This window comes from Pseudoalteromonas sp. P80D2 (assembly GCF_036680945.1).
Taxonomy (GTDB): domain Bacteria; phylum Pseudomonadota; class Gammaproteobacteria; order Enterobacterales; family Alteromonadaceae; genus Pseudoalteromonas; species Pseudoalteromonas shioyasakiensis.
Map to the genome: position 1 here is coordinate 419,541 of NZ_JAZDAR010000026.1, position 26,293 is coordinate 445,833.

Here is a 26,293-nt window from a genome sequence, read left to right on the forward strand (position 1 = left end):
AGCCTAAAGGGGACAGCTGTTTGATGATCATTTCGTTACAGTTTTAAGTAACTATCGACTTAAAAGTGTCATGAAAGCTTCATTAAAAAATAGGTCCCCTTCTTTGTTAATGCAGCGTCTTTAGAGGCGAATTTAAACCAAATATTGCATTTAACAGGAATTAACCCTCATGACTTACCGTGCATTTTCATTATCACCTTTAGCGCTTGCTGTTGGCTCATTATTAATTGCTCCCACCTACGCAGAAGAAAACCCAGAGCCAATGGAAGAAATTGTTGTCACTGGCAGCTACATAAAAAGCTTAGAAAAAGCGATTGATTTAAAACGCACTAATATTGGCTTCTCAGATTCAATTGTCGCGTCTGATATCGCAGATTTCCCAGAACAAAACTTAGCAGAAGCTTTACAGCGTATGCCGGGTGTTACGATTGAGCGTAATAAAGGCCTAGGTCAAAAAGTAAATGTACGTAGCTTACCGTCTGAATTTACCTTTGTTTCTATTAACAACCTTGCGACAGCCTCAGGCAGTGGTGGCCGTGATGTTGAATTTGATATGTTTGCGTCAGAAATTATTCAAAGTGTCACCGTTAAAAAATCGCCAACAGCCGCAGATGAAGAAGGCGGCATTGCAGGCTCTGTTGCAATTACGACTGCTCGCCCATTTGACTATGATGGTCGTCAAATAGTGGCATCGGTTGAAGGCGCATATAACGATATCTCTGAGCAAAGCGATCCTAAGTTTGCGTTTTTAGCGAGTAATACCTTTGGTGATTGGGGCGCGCTTGCTTCATTCGCTTATTCAGAGCGTACAAATAGAACAGATAGTAACTCTGGTATTGATTTTCGTCCTCTGTCACGTTGGACAGAAAAATCAGGTTCATCACAATGGCAATCAGACCAAACTGTTGACGTTTTAGAGCGCGATACGGGGATCACTATCAATGATCGCTTCGACAAAGATGAAACCAGCCGCGTTGTATTTATAAATAAAGTCGGCGACAGAGCTTACTTAACTGAACAAGAAAAATGGGGCGCAACTTTATCACTACAATACAAACCGAGCAGTGAATTTAGCCTCACTTTTGATGCGCTACTGGGTAACTTTGATAATCATGAAGACCAGTATGATGCCGCAGCCTATTCAGCTTCAAGTATCAGTGCATTAGAAAAAATAAACAGTTACGATAACACCACCCTTGCAGATTATGGTATTACCGTTTTAACTGATGTTAACTATGCCGCAACGCAGCATGAGTTTTTAAGCAAAGAAAATAGTAGCGATACAGACTACCAGCAATTTAGCTTAACCCTTGATTGGATGATAGGTGACTGGGAAGTTTACGGTGTCGTTGGCTACAGTGGTGCAGATAAATTAGCTGAGACAACTAATTTAAAGCACACTGCTTATGGCCCAACTCGCACTCGTTACACATCAACAGGCGGTGAAACCATTGCCAGCGATAACCCCGACACATTCGATATGTATAATTCTCCTGAAGCTTATACATTTGATTACTATGAAGTAAATCTTGAAGATATCTCTGATGACAAATATGCAGCTCAACTCGATTTTAGCCGCCATTTTCAACTAGATTTCTTCCCTGCATTATCAAAAGTTCAGTTTGGTGCGCGTTATACTGATAAATCAAAACAACGTAATTATGGTAGCAACCGAATCACAGGCCCTAGCGCAGGTGATTCATCGTGGGTAGGCACACGTACCTTAGCTGATAGCGAAATACATACTATTTCAGATTTAGTGTCAGGTGGTGAGTATTTATCTGACGTATCGTCTAAACAAGACTGGAGTCAAATTTCAAATAGCTATGCGCGTAATGAATTACGTTACGATGGTTTCGGCGTTGACTACGCACCGGATCAATTCTACGAAGTGTCAGAAAAAACCACCGCCATTTATGCGATGGCTGATTTTGCATTTGAAATTGGCACCTTACCTGCCACTTTAAATACCGGTGTTCGTTACATTGATACCAATGTAGATTCTTCAGGATATCACCAAGTGCAAGCTAATGATGGCAGCACAAATTATACGCCAGCACCTATCTCAAAAGAAGGTAACTATAAAGAAACTCTACCTAGCATTAACTTTAGCTTAGAGCTTACTGACAACTTACTATTCCGCGCGGCAGCATCAGAAACCTTTATCCGCCCTGCATTAACGGATATTGCTTATAAACGTACTGTGAGTTTAAGTGAATTTAAATACCGCGATGGTAACCCTGATTTAAAACCAACTTATGCAGATCAATGGGAAACAGGCCTAGAGTGGTATTTAGAAGAAGGTGGTTTACTTGCTGTTTCATACTTCGAAAAAGAAATTGAAGGCGTAGTGCGTGAATCTCTAACAGGTGTTGTTACTGATGTAACTAAATATAATGACAATGGTACTGTGGATGGCGTTTACGACTTTGATGTTTATCAAAAAGTAAATGCAGATGGTTCGTACGATGTAAGTGGTATCGAGTTCATTGCACAAATTCCATTTGCACGTTTTCACCCAATGTTACAGGGGTTCGGTATTAACGCTAACTATACGACGCTTGATAACTCACTTACAGGTGCCTCTGATTTAGCGATTCCAACACCACCAGAAGGCTTAGCTGACGAAACCTACAATATTACTTTCTACTACGAAAATGACAGCTTTGATGCGCGTATCTCATACAACTATAAAGACAAGTATGTAGAGTATATTGAACGCGATATGTACCCTGTTTACCGCGATGCCTACGGTCAAACAGATATCTCGTTAGGCTATCAAATAAACGACATGTTTAAAGTCACTCTTGAGGGGATCAATATCACAGATGAAGAAACAACGGGCTACACTATTGCTCCGGCTTTCCCAACTATGTATGAGTTCTCAGGTCGTCGCTTCTCATTAGGCTTACGCGGCAATTTCTAAATACATTATTGGGGCCTTTGCGCCCCAATTTTTTTTCAGCAAGGCAACTTAAATGCGATTATTAACGCTATTTTCACTGCTTTTTGTGGCGCTTCAAACCTATGGCAAAGAGCTAAACACACAAATTGCATTTATTCCCGATGTTCATTTTCACGATATCTATGCTGACTTTAGCCAAAGCGGCTTTAAAGGGGTAAAACTAGATAGCCAAACCAAACCCGTTGCAATTCGCAGTATGAAAGCACAGCTTCACTCAACGCGACTTTTTAATGAAAACTACTTTGCTCTGATAGCGGCTTTAGATGATATTGCCGAACGCGGTGTGAAATTAGTCGCTTTACCCGGAGACTTTACTGACGATGGACAGCCCGCTCACCTAAAGGGGCTAAAAGCATTATTAAATGATTACACAAAACGCTACGACATGCGTTTTTTTGTTATTCCAGGAAACCATGATCCTGTTAAACCTATAAAAACCGCGGCAGGTAAGTCTGACTTTTTGAACGATGAAGGACGCGAAGTTGCTATCTTTAGCCCAGATCATAGAAACTGTAAAGCGTCACAGACCGACACTTTGTTTTGCGATGATGGCATTGCTCATGGTGGCTATCAAGAGATTGTCTCTGCTATGGCTGATTTTGGTTTAATGCCTAGTAGCCAAGATTTGCTTTGGCAAACACCTTTTACCAGTGATCATGCAGCCTTGTCAGAACGCCAATATAAACAGTGTAGCGAGGATAAACAACACTGTGCAATGCTCCCCGACACCAGTTATCTAGTGGAACCCGTTGCTGGATTGTGGCTTTTAGCCATAGATGCCAATGTGTATTTACCTGAGTTTAAAAACAACCAACTAACATTCAAAGGCTCTGGAAATGCTGGATACAATAAAGTACTTACTGAAAAACCATATTTAATAACTTGGATAAAGCAAATTGTGAGTGCAGCAAAAAAGCAAAATAAAACGCTTATTGCATTTAGCCATTTTCCGATGGGTGAGTTTTACGATCAACAAAGTGCATCGATTAAAGAGCTGTATGGCAGCGATGCTTTTCAGCTCACTAGAGAGCCAACCAGCAATACACAAGCGACCTTAGCGGAAACTGGACTACGTTTGCATATAGGCGGCCATATGCATATGAATGACACCAGCTTGATTAAAACTGCAAAAAATACCCTTTATAACATTCAAGCTCCTTCAATAAGTGCATACCGTCCGGCATACAAATTGGTCAGCATCATAGGCAATGAAGCCAAAGTTGATACCGTACTTCTTGATTCTATTGCTGGCTTTGACACGCTATTTCCTGCCTATGAAAAAGAATACAGCTACTTAGCAGAGCATAATCCAGATGAGAAATGGCTTGCGGATATCCTAGATAGTGAAGACTATCACCAGTTTACTTTGCGGCATCTCGCTGGCCTTACGCGTTGGCGTTTTATACCAAGGGAATGGCCGGAAAGTTTTAGAAGCGTGTTACTCTCATTCAGTTTCCACGAGCTATTAGGATTATACGACAGTCCAATAAATAAGCCTTTAACACAACACTCTGAGCGCGCGCTGAAAGGAGTCACTCTATTTGAGTTTATACGCGATTTTTATTTACTCAGAAATGCAGGGACTTTGGCATTTGAAGACATTCCTACAACACACCTAAAAGCATACAAAGTCATGGCCCAGCAACTAAATACAATGGGGCAATGTATACCCAAAGATGTGGGGAAAATAGCACAAATCGTTGATGTTTGTACGCTACAGATAGGTCTTAGCAAAGCGCTTATGATTTTTGAAAAGCTAGCAGATGGTGAAAACGATCGCTGCTTGATGATTGATCTAAACTTAAATGCAAACAAACCAGCAAAAGCATGTCGCCCTTAATAAAAAAGGCACCTTAATAGGTGCCATTTTTATTGTGCTTAGTCATTACTGAGCATGTGCTGCAGCGCGGAAAATCGTGTTAGTTAACAGAACATTCATGCCCTCAAGGTAAGCACGGTAGGTTGGTGACTGTGTAAAGCCTATCACCATGCCTTTGCCTTGCGGTTGATGAACAAGCAATGGCTTATACGCAAGCTGTGCTTTATTTTGCTGCCATAGATAACCACTTGCTAGCACATCATCTTTACCTGTAAACCAGGCTAAGTTTTTACCTGAGTTCAGTTTTATTGGCGTGTAAATATCATTACCGTAAGCTACCGCAACAAGGTCTTTATCAACCCCTGCGGTTAACCAATGCTCTTGGTCTACTTCAACATTTGCAAGTACACCAGCTACATAGTCTGGCGATGTGTGTGGCTCAATGCTCGCTGCTTTTAAATCATCGCGAGAATTGAATAACTGCCCTGCCACTTTACTGCTTTTATCATCATTGCTACTTGCTTTATCTTCTCGGTAAGCTTGCTCGCGTTTAACATCTAACAAACCGTAATCAGCATTAGTGGTAAAGCGGTTAGCATTACCGAGGGCAATTAACACGCCACCCGCTTCAACCCAGCTTTTTAAATTAGCCGCCCCCGATTTACCGAGTGCTTGCTCGTAATTACCTTCTGGTAAAATAAGCACTTGGTAATCACTTAAATCAGCCCAAGCAAGCATGGCTGTGCGAATAGCGGTTACCGGGTAGCCAAGCTGTCTTTCGATAACAAAACGAGTGTTACCGGCGCTTAGCTCACGAGTGGCTGCATCCCATGCAATCGCCACTTTAGGTGCAACCATAGGCACTGTTTTGTTACTACCAAAGCTTGGGCCTTCAATCACCCAACTTGAATCAACACCATCAACAATTGCACCAGTTTGCTCGGCAATTTGGCTAATTTTAGTCAGTAAGTCTTTATCGTTTAGACGTTTTTCGATTACTAAGCTACCCGCTGGGTAGTTAGTTTTATCACCTAATACAAATGCTTGATCAGCACTTTTCAGTTTAATGCCAGCTTGCAGTGCTGCTGTTAAAAAGCGTGCTGCGGCCGTATCACCCCAAGCAACAATATAAGCCACTGAGGCTTCTGGATTATTCACTTTACCAAGCAATGTGTCGTCGGCCTGAACAGCTTTGCTATCTGCGCTAACTGCGCGACCACAACTATCGCTATCAACATTAAACATCATCGGCAGTGACCAACCTGTGACATCGTAAATTTCATCACCTAGGTTACGAGCACGACGTCTTTCTTGCTCTTTTACAAATGCTTCAGCCATATCTACTTGGTCTGTAAATGTGGTACGTACAAATACCCCGCGTGGCTGTGCGGTATCAATAAAATAGCTACCCGCTTTATACTTAACGCCACAGGCTTTGAAGTCTTCAGTTGCTTGTTTAACTTCAACACCATGCTCAGCCATTAAGGTGGCGAGTCTATGAGCGCCTTCACGGTTACTTTGCTTAGGTAAAATATAAACTCGCTCTTTGCTATCTTTACCCGAATCAATTGCATCAACTTGATATTGATAAAAGTCACCTAGTAGTTTTTCACGTTGGTTGGCAGCCCCTTCGGCGGTCGAAATTGAGGCCACAAACTGACGCTTTACAGTATTAAAATAGGTGAGTAGTTCACCGGTATTTTTCTCAAATACATGACCACGCGCAGAGCCTACTTCGTAAGTTGATGCTGATGCACCATAAAAAACAGGCCAGCTATCACCGTAGCCTGGGTAAAAGGCATCAAAAATTTCACGGGTAAAATAATCAAAGCCAAATTCATCAAAATACTTCGCATGATTTTGCCCAATCGCATCCATGTTAGCGATTTGAGTTTTCGTCATATGCGGGTTAAATGGCTGAGCAGCCGGTGCAAAGTAGTAAGATTGGTCGCCGCCCATTTCATGAATATCAACCACCACTTGTGGTTTATATTTATTGATTGCAGCCACTCTGCCCTTACTTTCAGGCTGAGTAAGCGCTAACCAATCACGGTTCATATCAAACAAATAATGATTTGTTCGGCCTCTTGGCCATGGCTCATTATGCTCTGCACTTAACCTATCTGCACTGTGCTCAAGACCTACGGTCGCATAATAACGAGTAACAAAGCGCTCACGACCATCAGGATTTTGTAGTGGGTCGATAAACACCACTGTGTTATCTAAAATTTTGCTGTTAATGGCATCATTCGGGGCTGCGAGTAAGTGATATGCAGTAAATAATGCAGCATCGGTTGAGCTAATTTCATTACCGTGCACTGCATACTGAAGCCACACAGACGTCGGTAAATTTTTAATTAGCGACTTAGCTTCTTTTTCAGAGGTGATACGCGGATCAGCCAAAGCTTGGGTGTTATTGGCGAGAGTTTCTAATGAGCGAATATGCTCCGCAGTGCCAACCGCCGCATAAACCAGTTCACGACCTTCCCAGCTGTTTGCGTACTTAAACACTTTAATACGATCAGGTGCAGCTTGCTCTAAAGCGCTAAGATAACGACGCATATCGTTGTAATTGGTGATGCGCTCACCTACATCGTATCCGAGTACTTGTTTAAATGTTGGTATTTGCTGATTATAAGCCGTACCCGGCCACATTGCTTCGGTATTCGCTGCACTGGCATTAAAGCTTGCCGTTATTGCCACAACACTCACTGAAATGGCTTTTATTATTTGTTTGGCGCTCATTATTTTTCCCAAGTAAAAGTATCTGTTTTGTACATTACAAAAGTATTGAAAATAAACAAATTAAAAACGTTAGATTGGCAAAAATTAAAGACATAAAAAAACCGCAGCGATTGCTGCGGTTATTATTAACATAGCGGAGCTATTTAACTAGGGTCATTTCATCAAGTAGGTAACCTGCGTTATCAACTTCTTCCATTAACCAAAGCATGTATCGAATATCAACGTGAATAGCACGGGTAATTTTGGCGTTAAAGTACCAATCTTTGGTGATTGATTCATAAGTCGAGTCAAAATTAAGGCCCACTAATTCACCTTTACCATTCATGACTGGCGAACCTGAGTTACCACCTGTGGTATCAGCGCTACTTAAAAAGTTGACTGGTACTGAGTTAACTTCTAGAGGTTTAGCTGCCTGTGACTCACAACCAAAGCTGAATAAACTACAGCTGACACCAGGCAAACCTAAGTCACCGCGATAGTACGCGCCAAACGCTTGCTTTTTGTAAGCTTCAAGTACTTTATCGGTAACAACAAATGGCTTTTCGCCAGTGTGTTTAGCCACTAAACCACGTAGTGATGTAAAAGGTGTTTTATAAACAGCATCTGCCGCTGGGTAACCATCAACTTGTGCATAGCTTACGCGTAATGTGCCATTTGCATCTGGGTAAACTGGCTTACCTTTAGCGTTATTGAAAGCGATCACGGCTTGCATATACTGCGGGCGAATTTCTGCTAAGCGACCCGCCATTTCTTTTTTATCAGCTTCTTGTGCCATGTTGGTATCGTATAGAGCAACAGCTAACTTTATGAATGGATCGTTTGATGCTTCAAACTCTGCTACAGATTTACCAATCCAGTTAACACGTGCTTCTACATCTGTAAGCTCTGTATTAGCATAAAAAGAAGCAATAATCGCATCAAGCTCAGCTTGTGTTGTGGTATCTGTAATACCTAAGCCGTCGTTTAATGCCGCAACTTGCGCTGCTTTATCTTGCGCTAAATAGTTACCTAAGTAGCTTAACCATAAGGCTTTATCGACTTCAGGCGTAAACTGTTTTTGTAAACGCTCTAAACGCGCTTTAAGCATAGGAAGATCGCGCTCTTGATAACCCATTTCGCGCTCTGCATTAGGCTTTTCACTTTCTTTAGCTAAGCGGTATAAACGAATTGCCGTACTTAATAAGTCTGCGCGTTTTGCGTAATCAAAGTAAAAATGGCTTTGTTGCTGTGCGTGCGCTTCTACTAATAATGACTTTAATGCGTGATATGAATCTGCGTAAGCTTTACGCTCAGCACTTTGTGCAAACCAAGCTAAGTATTCTTGTTCTTGCGCAGCTTTAATAACCGGAATATCCGTTACTTTAAAACCATCTTGTAAGCCTTCCAGTTTCTTTAAACGATTGTTAGTGCTTTTTACACGAGAGGCATATTTAACTTGTGCTTGCTCATCGCCTTTGCTCTGCTTGGCAATCACATCAAGAGTCATGTTGTAAGTATTTAGCAATGTCGGGTAATACCAACTCGCTGAATAATTTACTTCATCTGCTAGTTTATAGCGGCTAGTGCGACCAGGGTAACCTGCCACCAGCACACCATCGCCTAAGCTTACGCCGCTCGCATTCACTTTTAAGAACGACTTTGGCTCATAAGGTACGTTATCTTCGCTGTAATCAGCAGGTTTTCCATCTTTACCAACATAACCACGTACAAAGGTAAAATCGGCCGTATGACGTGGGTATTCAAAGTTATCGATGTCACCACCAAAGTTACCCAGCGCTTCTGCCGGAGCATACACTAAGCGCACATCTTTGATCATCAGTTGCTTGATCATAAAGTACTCTAAGCCATGGTGGAAATCACGTACCGTACAACGGTAGTTAGGATCTGACTCACACTCACTGATCAAGGCTTTGCGGTTTGCTTGAATCGCTTCATAACGGTCTTTGCCGTGTAGATCTGCAGGTAAGTTACCCAATACGCGATCTGTTACATCATCCACTTGTTCAGTTACATACAAACGCTCTTGCGGGCCTGCTGGTAATTCTTTTGACAAGTCAGCTGCTAAAAAGCCTTTTTCAATTAAGTTATTTTCTGGTGTGCTGTTATTTTGAATCGCACCATAAGCACAGTGATGATTAGTTACCGCTAAGCCTTTTGGTGACACAAATGACGCAGAGCAATAGCCTAAACCAACCACTGCATTGAGTGGATATTGGTTAAGATCTGCCACTTGTGAAGCCGGTAACTCAATACCAACGCGGTCAAACTCGCTTTGTAATTGTTTTAATTGATGCGGTTGCCACTGCCCTTCATCAGCGTGTGCGCTACCTACAGCGACAACACCCATAAGTGCTAATGAAGTAGTAATAATATTTTTTTTAATCATGTTAATCCCAGTCAGTGCAAAGCACTATTCCATTGTTGCCTTAAAAAATCGCGCTAAGACTACCATAACCTTGATTGAGTAAAGGGATATTGCGATTAAATACGATTGGAGAGTAAAAATAGAGGAGAGAAAAAGCTCCTACCGTAAGAATGCAGTTAGCAGGAGCATTATTCGATTCATTTATTAAGCATTGGCTTTTAAAAAGTCATAAAGTTCATCTTTTAGCACGGCGCGTTGATGCTTCTTTTCATGCATGTCCGCATCTTCGATTGGAGAGTCTTGCAACTCAAGAGAGCGAATTTCTTTATCCATATCATCGTAACGTTGCATGGTTTTCTTGAAGTGAGCATCGTGTTTCGCGAGGCTATGGATTAATTCATTAAACTCTGGGAATTCATTCAATAACGAGTGTTTTTCGCCTAACATGGGCAACTCCTTTAGCTAGAATTTAAGTTCAATTTCACTGTACCACTGCAACATACAGAGTCAACGCAGTAACCTTGTCCGAGATCAATAATCACAACGATTCAGAAAATATAGCGTTTAAACTAGAAATTTCCGTTTTTGATAACTTAAGCAATTGATAAACAGCATACAAAACGGGAATGGATTTACCCTATGTCATCAATAAGAATCACCCCTTTTTCAAGAGCCAGTTTAGTAATTTGAATTTGCGAAGTTAAATTCAGTTTGCTCATAATGCTGGCACGATGAACATGAGCCGTTTTAGGCATTATATCAATTACCTGTGAAACTTGTTTCGCATTAAAGCCCTGTGCAAGTAACTTAAAAACCTCTAATTCTCTTGGCGTCAGTTTGTTTAATACACTGTCAGTTTTTTGAGGTTTTAAGAAATGCGTGTTAATTGAAGGGCTTAAAAATAATTGGTTTTTAAAGATAGAATGTATTGCTGTTATTAACTCTTCAGCTGCATCTCGCTTAGATAGATAAGCATCAACACCTAAATCTAGCGCTCTTTGAATATAAGACTTTTCCTCATACATACTCAAAATTATACGCTTAGCACTTGGTAGCTTATTGCCAATTAGTTGAGAAACTTCTAACCCATTTCTATCTGGCAGCGAAATATCGATGACGAAGCAATCTATATCAATATCACCTAAGTTTTGTAGACACTCACTGTAACTACTTGCTTCAAAGCTAACTTGCCAATCAGGATCTTCTTCTTCGATGAGAGCCTTAAAACCTTCCCTTACCATTTGATGATCGTCAATAAGCGCAAATTTCATAACAACTCCATGTATTGATTAATCCCATTATAACGCGGGAGTGGATTACTAAGGTAAGAAAAATTCTTATAAGCCTAAGAAAAGTGGAAGTAATTTTATTGTTTATCTCCTTGTAAGCTTACCCAAAATGACAAGGAAATAGCCATGAAAAAGATCGCAGGGGAAACAAGCCACTTTCAAAACATCACCGTATTACTACATTACATTGGCGAGTCAAATTATCGTATTGAGTGGACAAGTAAAATGACAAAAGGCTCTACTAACCTAGTCAAAACAGGTAAAAATAAATATGTAGTCATGCGTAAATGGCCAGAATCAAAAGCCTTAGCTAATGTTACGGCTAACTTCACTTCACGAAATGCCGCGTTTGTTCATTTCATTAAAAATGTAGACATAATTAAAAGTAATGACGAGACCATCAATAAAGCAAAACAGCAATGTTTAGATTATTTTACTCAGTGCGAGCATATCAAGCCGGTAACCAAAACAGCTTTCCCTAAACCACGCTTGCAAGGAGCTTTAGGTCGTGAAGTGATTGTAAAACATAAGCGTAATATGTCAGATATTGCTAAAGGGCATTTATTACAACTCATTGGAAATAAAGCTGAAATTCAAGTTACACAACGTTATACTTTGTGTAACCCTAGCGCCAAACAACAGTTTGATACGACGCAAGTTTATATATTATAAAAAGGTTATGCTTACTCATGGATAGAGTCTTCAACAAAAATTACTTTGTTCCGCTAGCTTTCAAGTTGAAGAGCACCCAGCGCAGTGACATAGTAAAGTTTGCATTGTTTTCGTGCTTAATAGTTTTAATTGCGCCAGTTATCGAAAATAGTCTTTATTTATTTTCCTTTAACTATGTTGTGTACGAGGACTTTGTTAGTTGGTACTTTCCGGTTGGCTTCAGAGTAGTTTGTTATCTGTTTTTTCCTTTACGTTATTGGCCAGCATTAGCAGTAGGTTTTACATTAGGACAAATCAGTTATGTTTGGTATTTTTATGATGTTCCTCTTGATGATGTCCTCTATAGACTGGTTAGCTCTGCATGCCGAGAGTTTTTGATTCTTACTCCTCTTGTGCTGGCAAAGCTTTTCAAAGTTCGATTAGATATTCAAACTGTTAAAAGTGCTGTTACAGTATTATTTATTGCAATTTCATATCGCTTTATACGATCAATGCTCATTATCTTACCGAGTGATAGCCAAAATAAATACCGACTTATTGCTGATGAAGATCGCTTTGAAATGATGTTAGCTCATCAGCTTGGCGGTATCATAACGACACTTATCATGTTGCTTTTCGCGTTTCATGCTAAAACAATTTACCAGCAATTAAATAAACTTATAACTAAAGAAGTTGGCACGCTTTTAGTGCAGCTGTGTTTTTGCCTCACTGTTTTTATTGGGGTTTACCTGTTTGAACCTAAATCACTCTACCTCTTGCGAATGCTCGCTATATTTCCTTTGATATGGTTTAGCTATCGATACGGGGCCTTAGGTGCTCTGAGCTATGCAAGTGTAACTGTTATATCTTTGCTCATTAACGTCTATGGTGTGAATGAAACCGAATTACTCCTGACTACGCAACTTTACATAATAAGTTACAGCGTTCTGGCTCTTTTGCTCAGTGCATTTGTTACTGAATTAAATGAGTCTAAATCCGCATTATTAGAGCAAAATAAAGAGTTAATTGAACTTAGTACGTTAACTCAAAACTTAGCTACTAAAGTTGTTAATGTTCAAGAATCTGAGCGAAGCCAGCTTTCACAAGAATTACATGATGATATAGGTCAAAACCTGACAGCTTTAAAAACAAATATTGCAATATTAGAAAAGAAAACAGCTAACCATAACGAGTTAGCATCGACAATTACAAGACTTCAAAACGTTTCAAGCCATATGTATGACTCGGTATACAGGTTAATGCACTGGCTGAGACCTCGTCTATTAGACGAATTAGGTTTAGAAGCAGCATTAAAAAGCGAGTTATTCTCTGAGCACCTAAATGAAGCTGGAATCGCTTATCAATGCAAAATAAGTGGACCGATAGATAGCTTAAATGATGATTTTAAAATCGCTATTTTCCGCATTTGCCAAGAAGCATCAACCAATGCAGTTAAGCACTCTCTAGCCACTGAGTTTTCAATAGATATTACTTACCAAGAAAGTGAGCTTGAGATAATTATTTTTGACAACGGCATAGGGTTACCTGAACATAAAAACTCAAATGCTAAGGGCGGGTTTGGTGTATTAGGGATCGTCGAACGTGTCTCAGTGCTCAAAGGTAAAACTCAGTTTAAAAATGGTGAATGTGGTGGTTTAACAATAATGATAAATTTCACTATTTAGCATAATGGTTAGGCCAAAATAGCAATCAGCTAAAAACTCTGCTATTACCCTCTCCTTGTATACTTTTATGCAAAAAAATAATCCGCTGTTTTGTATGAGCGGAGTGGATTTTCTCCGCCTAAAAAGCAAAAAGCCCGTAGCATTCACTACGGGCTTTAATATGATTTGGTGAGTCAGCCAGTAAGCCGCTGTTTTATATGCGCGGAGTGATTTTTCTCCGCCAAAAAACAAAAAGCCCACAGTTTTCACTGTGGGCTTTCTTTAATTTGGTGAGTCAACCAATAAGCCGCTGTTTTGTATGCGCGGAGTGGATTTTCTTAATTTTGTGTCCATGAAGATAGCAAAAAGCCCCGCATTGCTGCGAGGCTTTTTATATAATTTGGTGAGTCAGCCAATAAGCCGCTGTTTTGTATGCGCGGAGTGGATTTTCTCCGCCCAAAAAACAAAAAGCCCACAGTTTTCACTGTGGGCTTTATTTAATTTGGTGAGTCAGCCAATAAGCCGGGTTCTGTCGTGGATAATCATTCGTCTAGGCCATAAATTGCTCTATGGCTCAAGCAACCTACCCGGTTCCAACGTGGGCCACGCCATAAGGAACCCTATTTGGTCTTGCTCCGGGTGGAGTTTACCTTGCAACCAACTGTTACCAGTGGCCCGGTGCGCTCTTACCGCACCCTTTCACCCTTACCAACCGAAGTTGGCGGTCTCCTCTCTGCTGCACTTGTCGTAGGCTCGCGCCCCCCAGCCGTTAGCTGGCACCCTGCCCTGTGGAGCCCGGACTTTCCTCCCCCTGCGCATTTTCGTTGCAGGCAGCGATTATCTCGGCTGACTCGGCGCGCAGTATACCTGAGCGCGCACGTCTATGCAGTAAAGAATTAGCCTTTTTCGTCAATAATTGCTTTATAAAGTGCGTTTTTCTTCAAACCAAAATACTCAGCCACAACACCACAGGCTTTTTTCAGTGGCATTTCGGCTTCGAGTAAACCGAGCATGCGGCGCGCATCTTCTGGAATATCGTCACTTTGCTTTGCTTTACCCGGTAGCATCAGTACGATTTCACCACGCTGCTTAGTGGGATCATCCGTTAAGAACTGTTTTAGCTCGGCAACTGTGCCATTGAAAAAGGTTTCGAAAGTTTTGGTAAGCTCTTTGGCAAATACTACAGGCTGTTCTTTACCGAGCGCTGCTTCTAAATCATCAAGGCTCGCCATAATACGGTGGGTACTTTCATACATAATGCTAGTAATACCTGAGTTTACCGCTTCGATAAAAAAGGTCTGCCTTGCTTTACTCTTTGCTGGTGTAAAACCAATAAACTGAAAACGATCTGTTGGTAAACCAGAACAACATACAGCGGTAATTGCAGCACATGCTCCCGGCACTGGCGTGACGTGCGCGCCTTGTTCACGGCATAAATTGACCACTGCATAACCTGGGTCGCTAATAAGAGGCGTGCCGGCGTCAGATACCAGCGCAATGTTCATTCCTTGCTCTAACCAATCTACAATTTGTTGCGCTTTTTGTTTCTCGTTATGGTCATGCAGAGCAAAGGTTTTTGCTTTGATATTAAAGTGGCTTAACAACTTTCCTGTATGACGAGTATCTTCAGCGGCTATTAAGTCAACCTCAGATAGGGTTTGGATGGCACGCTGGCTGATGTCATCAAAGTTACCAATAGGCGTGGCAACAATGTAAAGAGTGCCGATTTTATCTGAATTGTCCTCATTTAACATTGAGGTCTCCTGCGTCAGTCAGTAATATAAGCAAATCGCGTTAACGTATCGGGAAATCATTGTGCGACTTAAACTTGTTAGTCTATTAATTGTATTGTCAGGGTTATCGGCTTGTAGCACAACCGAAAAACCTCGAAATAGTGCAGAAAATCAATCGAGCCAATCGAGTATTGCGCTATCACAGCTAACCGACGCACAATCTATGTACCAAGCGGCGCTAAACCGTCAAGGTGCCGATAAAATCCAGCTTTTATATACTGCACGTGATGCGGCTATCAGCGAAGAGCGCTGGGCACTGCTAGAAAAAATCTGCCTCGAACTAGAAGCAACCCCAAGTGTCGACCAAATTCAAAACAAACTTTACATTGCCCTTGCGCAAGAGCATCAAGGCAAAAGCGACTTAGCTTTAGCTCAGTTACAACAACTTGAGCCTCAGTTAAGCCAGCCAGAGCATCAAGCATGGCATCAATACCTGACTGCGCGCGTTTACGCGTCGCAAGGTATGCCAAAACAAGCAATGCCTTTCTTTTTTAAGGCATCAATACTTAGCAGCGAAAATAACTTTACTGTAGCGAATTTAAACAAAGATTTATGGCAAAGCCTAACCCAGCTTTCATCGTACGCACTTGAGCGCTTTAACCGAGGCTCTGTGGTGCAACAAGGTTGGGTTAATTTAGCGCTTTATCATCAAGTATATTTAGGTGCGCCTGTTGAACTTCACCAAGCAATGAATAACTGGCTGCGTCGCTACCCGGGTCACCCAGCCGCTGAAGTGCTGCCAAAAAAAGTGACTGAGCTGGTACAAATTGAGCCTTTAAATGTGAACCGTTTAGCTGTGCTTATTCCACAATCAGGTGCTAATGAGCGATTAGGTGATGCCTTAAAAGCCGGTGTGCTTGCGGCCTTAGATGGACAGTCATTAGAGCAAACTCTATTTATTGATGAATCACTATCAGCTGCAGAGATCTCACTCAAGCTAAGCGAATTTAATGCTGATTTTATTATTGGCCCACTACTAAAAAGCAATATCGAAAAGCTTACTAGCGCACAAACACTGGTTGATTACCCGGTAATGCATTTAAACACCTTTGATGGTGAGCGCATTTCACAGCAGCACTTTTTCTTTGCACTAAGCCCTGAGCATGAAGTTCAGCAAGCATTAGAGCGATTTTTAACAGCAGGCTATCAAAAGCCGATGTTGCTAGCCCCTAATAATAGTAACGGTAAGCGTTTAGTTGAACACTTTAATACGCAGTGGCAACGATACAGCGAAGTTAAACCACAAATAGGGTTTTACTCAGGTAAAGATGATATGCCGAAAACGATCACTGGCTTACTTGAAGTAGACCAAAGTAAAGAGCGTATTAAAGTCGTCAAATCATTATTCAAGCAAGAAGTAGAAAGTGAAACCCGCTCACGCAGCGACATTGACGTGATTTATATTTTAGGTGATGCCACCGAAACACGCTTAATCAAGCCTTATTTAGACGTTAATGTGAGTACCTTCGCAGATAGAATCCCGCTTTATGCCAGCTCAAAAAGCCACAGTAAACAAATTGATAGAACCGATAAAGGCGACTTAGATGGCCTTTATTTTACGGAACTACCTTGGATGCTTGACGGTCAAATTCAGCAACACAATTTACGCCAACAGTACGAAAGCTTATGGCCAGAAAACGCTGATATAAGCCAGCGCTTATTTGCCATGGCGTTCGATGCAGCCAGTATGCTCGGTGATGTAAAACAACTGAGTATGGTACAAGGCAAACGCTTTAGTGGTATCAGTGGTCAATTAAGCATTGCTAGTAATGGCTATGTTACACGCACCCTAGATTGGGCACAGTACAAGAATAAGAAAATCATTGCGGTTGATTTAGCGACTGAGCAACCAATCCCGCTATTTATGCAATCTGCTATTGGGATCAATGCCGCTGAATAACCTTTTTTAAACGTAGAATTAGCTCAAGGATGAAGCTATGTCGTGGTTTAATCAATTGTGGCAAAATAGCCGCGAGAAAGGCCTGTATTACGAACATCAGGCAGAACAGTATTTAATACAACATGGCTTAAAAGCCATTGAGCGCAATTACTTATGCAAGTACGGCGAGCTCGATCTAATAATGCGTGACGGGCAAACACTGGTATTTGTAGAGGTAAAGTTTAGAAAAAATGCCCTGCGTGGTGGTGCAAACTATGCGCTCAGCAAACAAAAGCAGCAACGATTACGGCGCACAATTAGCCATTATCTTGCCGAAAAAAAGATCTCACACCAGGCAATGCGGATAGATTATGTCGCTATAACAGGTGAGCTTAACAGCACCCTAAACTGGTTTAAAAATATTTACTAACGCCGTTTGGCGTCGGCTTAATTTGGTAGGTTATGCAAGAAACGATAAAAAAAATCTTTACCGAAAATATTCAAGTTCAAATAGCGGCAGGTGAAGTACTGCCAAGCGCACTTGAATCGGCAGCGTTCACCATTGCACAAAGTCTTATTAACGGCAATAAACTGCTATGTTGTGGCACTCCTAGCTGCCACATGTTGGCACAGCACATGGCAGGGCTATTAATTAACTTTTATGAAACCGAGCGCCCATGCCTACCCGCAGTTGCGCTTGCACAAGATCAAGTTAACTTAGGCTCAGCCGCAAATAATGATGAGCACGAAACCTTTGCACGACAAATTCGTGCATTTGCACAGCAAGGCGACCTTTTATTAGCAATTGCTGTCAATGGTAATGAAAAGCAGATTATCTCAGCCGTTGAAGCGGCACTGACCCGTGATATGAAAGTAATTGTGCTTGTTGGTGATGACGGCGGTGAATTAGTTGGCTTACTTGGCCCAAATGATGTTGAAATTCGTGTTCCATCCAAACGCCCAAGCCGTATTGTTGAGTCACACTTAGTGAATTTGCACTGCCTCAGTGAGCTTATCGATTTAACCTTATTCCCACAGGAAGAAAATTAATGTTTAAACAGTCTTTACTAGTATTTGGTACCGTTTTATTGCTGCAAGGCTGTGCAGCTGCCGTTGTCGCCGGTACTGCAGGCGCTGTAACTGCTGCGAATGATCGCCGCACGATTGGTTCACAAATCGACGATAACAATATCGAAATTAAAAGTTCTATTGCTATCAGCGAAAATGAGCACCTACATAAATTTGCTAACGTTAACGTCATTAGCGTTAATGGCATTGTGCTTATGATTGGCCAAGTTGCCAACGCAGAAATGAAAGACGAAGCACAACGCGCTATTGAAGGCGTTGATGGCATTCGTAAAATCCACAACCAAATTCGCATTGGTTCAAATATTGGCATGAGCACGCAAACGCACGACTCTTGGTTAACCTCTAAGGTGAAAACGCAATTACTCACCACAGAGAGTATCAGCAGCAATAATATCAAAGTAGTAACAGAGAATGGCGAAGTCTTTTTAATGGGCTTAGTGAGCGATTCTGAAGCGAATTTAGCGGTTGATGTAGCACGTAACGTATCAGGCGTTGAACGTGTTATTAAAGTGTTTGAATATTTGTAATATCCAACCGTAAATTGATAATAAAAAACCCGCTAAATAGCGGGTTTTCTTTTGTCTGACTAAGGTTACTTAATCACTCGTAAGTGAGCACCTTTTTTCTTCTCTGGTTTAGCAGGTGGTTCATCATCTGGCGTAATCTCGTCAGGTGTTTCAACACTTTCTAATACCGGAGCAAAGTCGTCTTCGTCCTCGATGAATTCTTCTGCAGTAAATACAGTCCCTTCACCATTCTCACGTGCATAAATTGCGAGCACAGCACCCATAGGTACGTACACTTGCATTGGTTGGCCACCAAAGCGCGCATTAAAGCTAAGCTGTTGGTTGTCCATTGCAAATTGTGTTACCGCTGATGGGCTAATGTTCAAAACGATCTGACCGTCTTGCACAAACTGTGTTGGTACTTGTACAGCAGGAAAATCAGCGTTAACCACTAAGTGTGGTGTGCACTGATTATCAACAATCCAATCAAAGAAAGCGCGTAGTAAATAAGGACGATTAGGCGTCATTATAAACGGATCTCACGCTCTGCTTCAGTTAGTGAAGCTTGGAATGATTCACGCTCAAATAAACGCAACATGTATTCTTTAAGCTCTTTCGCGCCTGCACCATTAAGCTCAATGCCAAGCTCAGGTAAACGCCAAAGTAGTGGTGCTAAGTAACAATCAACTAAGCTGAACTCTTCACTCATGAAGTAAGGTGCTTCAGAGAAGATTGGTGCAATTGCAAGTAACGCTTCTGTAAGCTCTTTACGTGCTTGCGCAGCTTCGCTGCTACCGCTAGTGATTTTGTTAGCTAGGCTATACCAATCCGTGTCGATACGATGCATCATCAGACGACTACGGCCACGCATAACCGGATAAACTGGCATTAGTGGAGGATGAGGGAAACGTTCATCAAGGTATTCCATGATGATGTTTGCCTGATATAAACCAAGCTCACGATCGATCAGTGTTGGTACTGTACCGTAAGGGTTAATCTCATGAAGTGCTTCTGGCAGGTTATCCTTTTCAGCCAGGTGAATGTCAACACTTACACCTTTTTCAGCAAGTACGATACGTACTTGATGGCTATACATACAGTTAGCACCAGAAAACAGGGTCATTACAGGGCGCTTATTGGCAGCTACGGCCATGCCTACCTCCATTATATTACAAAAACAGCAATAGGGGCTTAAGCCCCTATCACAAAACTACCTTTCAAAATGCCCAGGATTAGTGAACATCTCTCCAGTATTCTTTCTTCAGCATGAATGCCAAGATAAATAGAATCACTAGGAAACCAATTACCTTTAGACCTAACGCTTCTGACTCTAAACGTGACGGCTCGCCAACGTAAGCTAAGAAGTTAGTTAAGTCACGAGCAGCACGATCGTACTCGTCAACACTCATTTCACCAGAACCATCTGTTTCAACGCCAACAACTTTAGTCACAGTGTGACCATGTTCTTCCACTTCTTCAGTGATTGGTGTTGGTAAGCCTTGTAGTTCTTGAAGAACGTGTGGCATACCTACCGATGGGAAAACAACGTTGTTTACGCCAAACGGACGAGACTCGTCTTTATAGAATGACTTCAGATAAGTGTAGATCCAGTCAGTACCACGAACTCGCGCTACAAGCGTAAGATCCGGTGGCGCTGCGCCAAACCATTTAGCTGCGTCATCTTTATCAATCGCATTTTTGATGTGGCTACCTACTTTTGAGCCATCAAAAATTAGTTGCTCTTGACCAATCTCAGTAGGAATACCGATATCGCGGAACGTACGCTCATAACGTTGATACTGCATTTGGTGACAACCAAGACAGTAGTTCATGAACAATTTAGCACCGCGCTGTAAAGATGCGTTATCTTTAAGGTCAATGTTCGCATCCATTAAAGGAACCGAAGGACCTGCTGCCATTGTCAACGATGGCAACAATGCGAATAAACCGATAATTAGCTTTTTCATCATTTCGTCAACCTCGTTGGTAATGGCTTAGTTTTCTCATTCTTGCTGTAAACAAATAACAATACGAAGAACATGAAGTATGTCACAGTCGTGATTTGTGATAACAGCGTTTTGAAATCAGTTTGTGGTGTAGCACCAACCCAACCCAAGATAACGAAAGTTACCACGAATTGTGCGATGTTTAACTTGTGAAGACCACAACGATAACGAATAGAGCGAACCGAACCACGGTCAATCCAAGGTAGTAACGCAAGCACTACGATAGATGCACCCATCGCCACAACACCCATTAACTTGTTAGGGATTGCACGTAGGATTGCGTAGAATGGCGTAAAGTACCAAACTGGGAAAATATGCTCTGGTGTTTTCAGCGGGTTAGCTGCTTCGAAGTTTGGCGCTTCTAGGAAGAAACCATTCATCGCAGGCATAAAGAATACAACCCAACAGAATAAGATTAAGAAACCAACCACACCCACAATATCTTTTACTGTGTAGTAAGGGTGGAACGGGATTGCATCAACAATGTCTTTCTTGTTGGTGTAATACTCGTGGAATTTGAATTTAGGCTTATCTTCTTCAGCTACAGTGCCTTTCTTACGCTTAATTTCAACACCATCTGGGTTGTTTGAACCCACTTCGTGTAGTGCAACAATGTGTAAGAATACTAAGATAACGATTACTAAAGGTAATGCAATTACGTGTAGTGCAAAGAAGCGGTTAAGCGTAGCACCAGAAATTACGTAGTCACCACGGATCCAAAGCGTTAAGTCATCACCAATAACCGGAATCGCACCGAATAGTGAAATGATTACCTGTGCACCCCAGAAAGACATTTGTCCCCAAGGTAGTAAGTAACCCATGAAAGCTTCAGCCATAAGCGCTAAGAAGATGAACATACCGAATAACCACAGTAATTCACGTGGTTTTTGGTAAGAACCGTAGATCATGCCACGGAACATGTGCAGGTATACAACGATAAAGAACGCTGATGCACCTGTTGAGTGAAGGTAACGAAGTAACCAACCGTATTCAACATCACGCATGATGTATTCTACCGATGCGAAAGCACCTTCAGCAGATGGTACGAAGTTCATTGTTAACCAGATACCAGTTACGATTTGGTTAACAAGTACTAACATGGCTAAAGAGCCAAAGAAGTACCAGAAGTTAAAGTTTTTTGGTGCTGGATACTGTGCAATATGCATGTTCCAAACACGTGTCATTGGAATACGATCGTCGATCCAACCAATAATTTTACCAAACATTACGCCACTCCTTTTTCTTCACCGACTAGAATAGTCGTGTCATCAAGGAAGGTATACGGAGGAATTTCTAGATTTAATGGTGCAGGTACAGATTGGAATACACGACCAGCCATATCAAATTTAGAACCGTGACACGGACAGAAGAAACCGTCGTCTGTGCCCTCTACTTTCTCACCAAAGCCACCTTGTAGGAAGCTAGGAGAACAACCTAAGTGCGTACAAATACCAACAGCAACGAAAATTTCAGGACGTTGCGAACGATATTCATTGGTTGATGATTCAGGTTGTTGAGGCTCTTCAGACGCAGGATCACGAAGTTGACCTTCATGTTCTTTCATCTGTTCAAGCATTCTTGGTGTACGATTAATAACCCAAACAGGTTTTCCTCGCCACTCAACACGTATTAATTGTCCTGGCTCAAGCTTGCTGATATCTACTTCTACAGGCGCACCCGCAGATTTAGCTCGCTCACTTGGATTCCAAGACGCAATAAAAGGAACAGCAGCCCCAGCCGCACCAACACCACCAACAACAGAGGTAGCTATGGTTAAAAAGCGACGTCGGCCATTGTCTACAGGCGCATTGCTCATCCACTTATCTCCACTATGATTCCCAACACTTGCCATATTGAGAACATCAGTTACAGCAGGTTAATTTTTAGAAATTTCAAAATAGACGCGATCATAATTAAAACCCTTGATTAAAACAAGGTTATTCACAGTCTCATGCTCGAATAAACCCTATTTAATGAATTATTAATTTAGGTTAGCTCGAGTATGAAGCCGCTGGTTATGATAACGCATATAAAAAAACAATATACTGACCAAGATCAACCTCACTAAGAGGAAACAGAATTCTGCATTAGCTGTTGTTGAACTCACTCACATTACTTGCCCCCCAATTGTAGCAAAAAATTTCATCAATTAACTGATGGATTTAAGCTAATTTTGCTAAATCTTGAAGTTTTTTTACTGTTATACGTACTAATTATTAACAGTGGTTAAATATCGAACGAAAAAAGGTAGGATTTTGCGCTTCAGCGAGATGAGAGATGCGAGATGCGAGATGAGAGATGAGAGATGCGAGATGAGAGATGCGAGATGCGAGATGCGAGATGCGAGATGCGAGATGCGAGATGCGAGATGCGAGATGCGAGATGCGAGATGCGAGATGCGAGAAGTATATGGGAATATTAAGCCTTGGCAAGAACTTGTTCATTCAAGCAGAGAGCCCTCTTTCGATTAGCTAAAAACTGACGTCTGAAAGCTGACAGCTCCAAGAAACAAAAAACCCAGCCGAAGCTGGGTTTTTGGTATTCTGATAAACGTAAATATTAACGTTTTGAGAATTGTGGACGCTTACGTGCTTTCTTAAGACCCACTTTCTTACGCTCAACTTTACGTGCATCACGTGTAACGAAACCTGCTTTACGAAGTGTAGGACGTAGAGACTCGTCAAACTCCATAAGTGCACGAGTGATACCGTGACGGATAGCACCAGCTTGACCAGTAGTACCACCACCTGAAACAGTGATGTGTAGGTCAAACTTTTCAGTCATTTCTACGTGCTCTAATGCTTGACGAACAACCATGCGAGCAGTCTCACGACCGAAGTACTCTTCTAGAGAGCGCTTGTTGATTACGATGTTACCAGTGCCTGGGCGTAAGAATACGCGAGCACTTGAACTTTTACGACGACCTGTACCGTAGTATTGATTTGCCATGATAGTGCTCCTTAAATGTCTAGAACCTGAGGCTGTTGTGCAGCATGGTTGTGCTCAGTACCTGAGTAAACTTTAAGTTTACGGTACATTGCGCGGCCTAAAGGACCACGTGGCAACATGCCTTTAACAGCTTTTTCGATGATCATTTCAGGCTTTGCAGCTTGAAGCTTGTCGAAAGTAGTAGACTTAAGACCACCTGGGAAACCAGTATGAGCGTAGTACATTTTGTCTTTTGCTTTATTACCAGTAACAGTAACTTTCTCAGCGTTGATAACGATGATGTAATCACCAGTATCTACGTGAGGAGTGTATTCAGCTTTATGCTTACCGCGTAGGCGACGAGCGATTTCAGTAGCGATGCGACCTAAAGTTTTACCTTCAGCGTCAACTACGTACCAGTCACGTTTTACTGTTTCTGGCTTAGCAACAAACGTTTTCATTTATTAAAATCCAATGTTTTTTAATTAAAACCACAGGTAATTATTATAAATTACCGCTCTAAGTTGAATGCTTTAACCCCTTCGAGTTTAAGACTTTGAGCCATCAATTAGAGGCTAAACTAATATCTGGCAATAGAACGCAACGTGGCAGACGCGGGAGTATACCAGCACTTGAACCACATTGCTATATGATGGTTGTTTTTTATTCGAGAAAATCAGCTAAGTGCGCGCGAAATAAATTTCACGCCTACATTAATTAGTAGGCGTCACGCTTGCTTGGCGCGCCTTACATTCAACACCGATCAGCTAAAAACTGACAGCTGAAGGCTGACAACTTGACTAAGCTAGATGCTCTTTTGCCAAATACTCTAACGATTGCATTTCTTGTAGTCGGCTAATACAACGCTTAAATTCAAAATTTAAGTTACCTTCGCTATATAGCTCAGTTATTGGCTTTTCAGCAGAAATAATCAGCGTGACATGGCGCTCGTAAAATTCATCCACTAACGCGATAAAACGACGTGCGGCATCATCATTGGCTTGGCCCAGTGATTTTACGTTAGACAAAATCACCGTGTTATAAAGTCGGCTTATTTCCATGTAATCAACTTGGCTGCGGGCTGTTTCGCATAGTTCACTAAACTCAAACATAGCAATACAGTCAGACACTTTACGGGTTTTGATCATCCGCCCTTCAATTTCAATTTCTTTATCGAGCACACCCGGCTCAGGTGACAACTTATCGAAGTATTCAAATAAATTATCATCAGCTTGCTTATCAAGCGGACTATGGAAAATTTCGGCTTGCTCAAGGGTACGTAAACGATAATCAACCCCCGAGTCCACATTTACGATTTCGGTGTTGGCTTTTACCAGCTCAATTGCTGGTAAGAAACGCGCACGTTGTAAACCATTTCGATACAGGTCATCAGGCACGATGTTTGACGTCGCAACCAGCACAATGCCACGTTCAAATAATGCTTCCATCAAACCACCTAGTAGCATTGCATCAGTGATATCTTGTACAAAAAATTCATCAAAACAGATAATATCTGTCTCTGATTTAAAGATATCTGCAACTACATTTAATGGATTACTGGTATTTTTTAACTTTTTCAGCTCATCATGCACGCGATGCATAAAACGGTGAAAGTGCACACGCATCTTACGATCAGTAGGTAAAGCTTCGTAGAAAGTATCAACTAAATAGGTCTTACCTCTACCTACTCCGCCCCAAAAATACAGCCCTTTTATACTTGGCGTGCTATCTTTAGAGAATAGTTTGGCAAACCACCCCTTCGCGGCCGGTTTGTCTGCCGTTAGGTCATCATAGAGTCTTTGCAAATGGCGCACTGCATTTTCTTGCGCTGCATCATGTACAAAGTCTTCACGTTGTAAATCTTGTTGGTATTTCTGCCAAGGAGTCATAGGTCGTTACAATAAAACACAGTTAAATTTGCACAGTATATTAACACGCATCGTATCTCAGGGTATATTAGCCCGCAGTATGATTTCACAATCAAATTAAGCATATTTTAATAATGATTGGACTATAAATGCTTTTAAAGTATTTGTTTTTGTTATTTTTTCCCAAAGGGGTAGATTTATGGGCACAATTACCTGGATAGGTATTCTAATCATCGTTGCAATTTCAGCATTCTTCATTGGTGCTTTTGTAACCAAAAAACAATTTAAGCAAGACGAACTAGAACAACAAGTCGAGCAAGCTAACAATGCGCTTGAACAATATCGTCAAGATGTAGCTGATCATCTAGCGAGCACAGGTAAGCTAGTATCTAAAATGAAAGATAACTACGACCAGCTACTGAACCATGTAGAAGAAACAAATAAACTACTACTTGCTGATAAAAAACAGCATCCAAATGAGCCTTTCTTTTCTAAAGAAACGACTGAGCAATTACAAAACTCATTACAAGACCGCAGAGGCGATCGTTCAAGTGCTGAAGCTCAGCCTGCTGACTATGTTGTTGGTGAAACGGGCCTGTTCACTGGCTCAGAGAAAGTTTCAGAACATTCTAAAGCCTCTTGATGAACTTTTTTTTGACCCCATAGTCTTTAGATATAACAGCTTTATATCTAAACCAAGAAAAGGGCTGCTTATGCAGCCCTTTT

22 protein-coding genes and 1 other RNA gene are annotated in these 26,293 nt (G+C 41.5%); 9 read left to right on the forward strand and 14 right to left on the reverse strand.

The genetic code is table 11. The features are described 5' to 3' along the window. The first annotated feature begins 169 nt into the window (after positions 1–169). Both VRK28_RS06710 and VRK28_RS06715 read left to right on the forward strand, forming a co-directional pair. A complete protein-coding gene (locus VRK28_RS06710) occupies positions 170–2,926 on the forward strand; it encodes a TonB-dependent receptor (protein ID WP_062566515.1) in 2,757 nt (918 codons plus the stop codon). Positions 2,927–2,978: 52 nt separating this feature from the next. Continuing rightward, a complete protein-coding gene (locus VRK28_RS06715; protein ID WP_062566516.1) occupies positions 2,979–4,805 on the forward strand; it encodes a metallophosphoesterase in 1,827 nt (608 codons plus the stop codon). Between the two features lie 45 nt (positions 4,806–4,850). Here VRK28_RS06715 and VRK28_RS06720 read toward each other — a convergent pair whose 3' ends face one another. The 4 genes from VRK28_RS06720 to VRK28_RS06735 all read right to left on the reverse strand — a co-directional run bounded on the left by VRK28_RS06720 (position 4,851) and on the right by VRK28_RS06735 (position 11,165). Continuing rightward, positions 4,851–7,529 (reverse strand): M14 family metallopeptidase, encoded by a 2,679-nt coding sequence (locus tag VRK28_RS06720; RefSeq protein ID WP_062566517.1) that lies wholly within the window; start codon positions 7,527–7,529, stop codon positions 4,851–4,853. Positions 7,530–7,668: 139 nt separating this feature from the next. Next, complete coding sequence (locus VRK28_RS06725) at positions 7,669–9,915, reverse strand: S46 family peptidase (RefSeq protein ID WP_062566518.1); 2,247 nt, start codon at positions 9,913–9,915, stop codon at positions 7,669–7,671. A 183-nt stretch (positions 9,916–10,098) separates the two neighbouring features. After that, a complete protein-coding gene (locus VRK28_RS06730; protein WP_054561078.1) occupies positions 10,099–10,341 on the reverse strand; it encodes a YdcH family protein in 243 nt (80 codons plus the stop codon). 185 nt (positions 10,342–10,526) lie between these two features. Continuing rightward, complete coding sequence (locus VRK28_RS06735; RefSeq protein ID WP_062566519.1) at positions 10,527–11,165, reverse strand: response regulator transcription factor; 639 nt, start codon at positions 11,163–11,165, stop codon at positions 10,527–10,529. Positions 11,166–11,309: 144 nt separating this feature from the next. Here VRK28_RS06735 and VRK28_RS06740 point away from each other — a divergent pair, with 144 nt between their 5' ends. Both VRK28_RS06740 and VRK28_RS06745 read left to right on the forward strand, forming a co-directional pair. Next, positions 11,310–11,855, forward strand: coding sequence for a hypothetical protein (locus VRK28_RS06740; RefSeq protein ID WP_062566520.1), 546 nt, complete (start codon positions 11,310–11,312; stop codon positions 11,853–11,855). Between the two features lie 17 nt (positions 11,856–11,872). After that, the gene (locus VRK28_RS06745; RefSeq protein ID WP_062566521.1) at positions 11,873–13,519 is read left to right on the forward strand and encodes a histidine kinase; all 1,647 of its coding nucleotides are present in this window, start codon (positions 11,873–11,875) and stop codon (positions 13,517–13,519) included. 481 nt (positions 13,520–14,000) lie between these two features. On the opposite strand, the gene rnpB is transcribed toward VRK28_RS06745, so the two are convergent. Both rnpB and rsmI read right to left on the reverse strand, forming a co-directional pair. Further along, an RNA gene (rnpB, locus tag VRK28_RS06750) (RNase P RNA component class A) lies at positions 14,001–14,352 on the reverse strand. 42 nt (positions 14,353–14,394) lie between these two features. Further along, entirely contained in the window at positions 14,395–15,252 is an 858-nt protein-coding gene (gene rsmI, locus VRK28_RS06755; protein WP_062566522.1) for a 16S rRNA (cytidine(1402)-2'-O)-methyltransferase, read from the reverse strand. A 61-nt stretch (positions 15,253–15,313) separates the two neighbouring features. Here rsmI and VRK28_RS06760 point away from each other — a divergent pair, with 61 nt between their 5' ends. From VRK28_RS06760 to dolP, 4 genes are read left to right on the forward strand one after another with little or no spacing between them, the layout of a single operon-like run. Then, positions 15,314–17,191 carry a penicillin-binding protein activator gene (locus VRK28_RS06760; RefSeq protein ID WP_062566523.1) on the forward strand — a complete coding sequence of 626 codons (1,878 nt, stop codon included), beginning with the start codon at positions 15,314–15,316 and terminating at the stop codon, positions 17,189–17,191. A gap of 37 nt (positions 17,192–17,228) precedes the next feature. Continuing rightward, positions 17,229–17,600 (forward strand): YraN family protein, encoded by a 372-nt coding sequence (locus VRK28_RS06765; RefSeq protein ID WP_062566524.1) that lies wholly within the window; start codon positions 17,229–17,231, stop codon positions 17,598–17,600. Positions 17,601–17,632: 32 nt separating this feature from the next. Then, the gene (locus tag VRK28_RS06770; RefSeq protein ID WP_054561085.1) at positions 17,633–18,220 is read left to right on the forward strand and encodes an SIS domain-containing protein; all 588 of its coding nucleotides are present in this window, start codon (positions 17,633–17,635) and stop codon (positions 18,218–18,220) included. After that, on the forward strand, positions 18,220–18,786 hold the full coding sequence (gene dolP / locus VRK28_RS06775) for a division/outer membrane stress-associated lipid-binding lipoprotein (protein WP_062566525.1): 567 nt from the start codon (positions 18,220–18,222) through the stop codon (positions 18,784–18,786). The genes VRK28_RS06770 and dolP overlap by 1 nt, the downstream gene beginning before the upstream one ends. Before the next feature lie 65 nt (positions 18,787–18,851). Here dolP and VRK28_RS06780 read toward each other — a convergent pair whose 3' ends face one another. The 8 genes from VRK28_RS06780 to zapE all read right to left on the reverse strand — a co-directional run bounded on the left by VRK28_RS06780 (position 18,852) and on the right by zapE (position 25,588). Beyond that, positions 18,852–19,292: a ClpXP protease specificity-enhancing factor gene (locus VRK28_RS06780; protein WP_062566526.1), complete on the reverse strand. Its 441-nt coding sequence runs from the start codon at positions 19,290–19,292 to the stop codon at positions 18,852–18,854. Next, the gene (sspA, locus tag VRK28_RS06785) at positions 19,292–19,918 is read right to left on the reverse strand and encodes a stringent starvation protein SspA (RefSeq protein WP_054554181.1); all 627 of its coding nucleotides are present in this window, start codon (positions 19,916–19,918) and stop codon (positions 19,292–19,294) included. Before sspA ends, VRK28_RS06780 begins: the two co-directional genes overlap by 1 nt. A 79-nt stretch (positions 19,919–19,997) precedes the next feature. Next, positions 19,998–20,735, reverse strand: a complete 738-nt coding sequence (locus VRK28_RS06790) for a cytochrome c1 (protein WP_054554180.1) — start codon at positions 20,733–20,735, stop codon at positions 19,998–20,000. Beyond that, positions 20,732–21,997, reverse strand: a complete 1,266-nt coding sequence (locus tag VRK28_RS06795) for a cytochrome b (RefSeq protein ID WP_054554179.1) — start codon at positions 21,995–21,997, stop codon at positions 20,732–20,734. The genes VRK28_RS06790 and VRK28_RS06795 overlap by 4 nt, the downstream gene beginning before the upstream one ends. After that, a complete protein-coding gene (petA, locus tag VRK28_RS06800; RefSeq protein ID WP_054554178.1) occupies positions 21,997–22,587 on the reverse strand; it encodes a ubiquinol-cytochrome c reductase iron-sulfur subunit in 591 nt (196 codons plus the stop codon). Before petA ends, VRK28_RS06795 begins: the two co-directional genes overlap by 1 nt. 743 nt (positions 22,588–23,330) lie before the next feature. After that, the gene (rpsI, locus tag VRK28_RS06805) at positions 23,331–23,723 is read right to left on the reverse strand and encodes a 30S ribosomal protein S9 (RefSeq protein WP_095209788.1); all 393 of its coding nucleotides are present in this window, start codon (positions 23,721–23,723) and stop codon (positions 23,331–23,333) included. Positions 23,724–23,731: 8 nt separating this feature from the next. Next, positions 23,732–24,160 carry a 50S ribosomal protein L13 gene (rplM, locus tag VRK28_RS06810; RefSeq protein WP_054561088.1) on the reverse strand — a complete coding sequence of 143 codons (429 nt, stop codon included), beginning with the start codon at positions 24,158–24,160 and terminating at the stop codon, positions 23,732–23,734. Between the two features lie 339 nt (positions 24,161–24,499). Then, positions 24,500–25,588: a cell division protein ZapE gene (zapE, locus tag VRK28_RS06815; protein WP_058585925.1), complete on the reverse strand. Its 1,089-nt coding sequence runs from the start codon at positions 25,586–25,588 to the stop codon at positions 24,500–24,502. A 178-nt stretch (positions 25,589–25,766) separates the two neighbouring features. On the opposite strand from zapE, the gene VRK28_RS06820 reads away from it, so the two are divergent. After that, complete coding sequence (locus tag VRK28_RS06820) at positions 25,767–26,210, forward strand: YhcB family protein (protein ID WP_055020791.1); 444 nt, start codon at positions 25,767–25,769, stop codon at positions 26,208–26,210. The last annotated feature ends 83 nt before the right edge of the window (positions 26,211–26,293 follow it).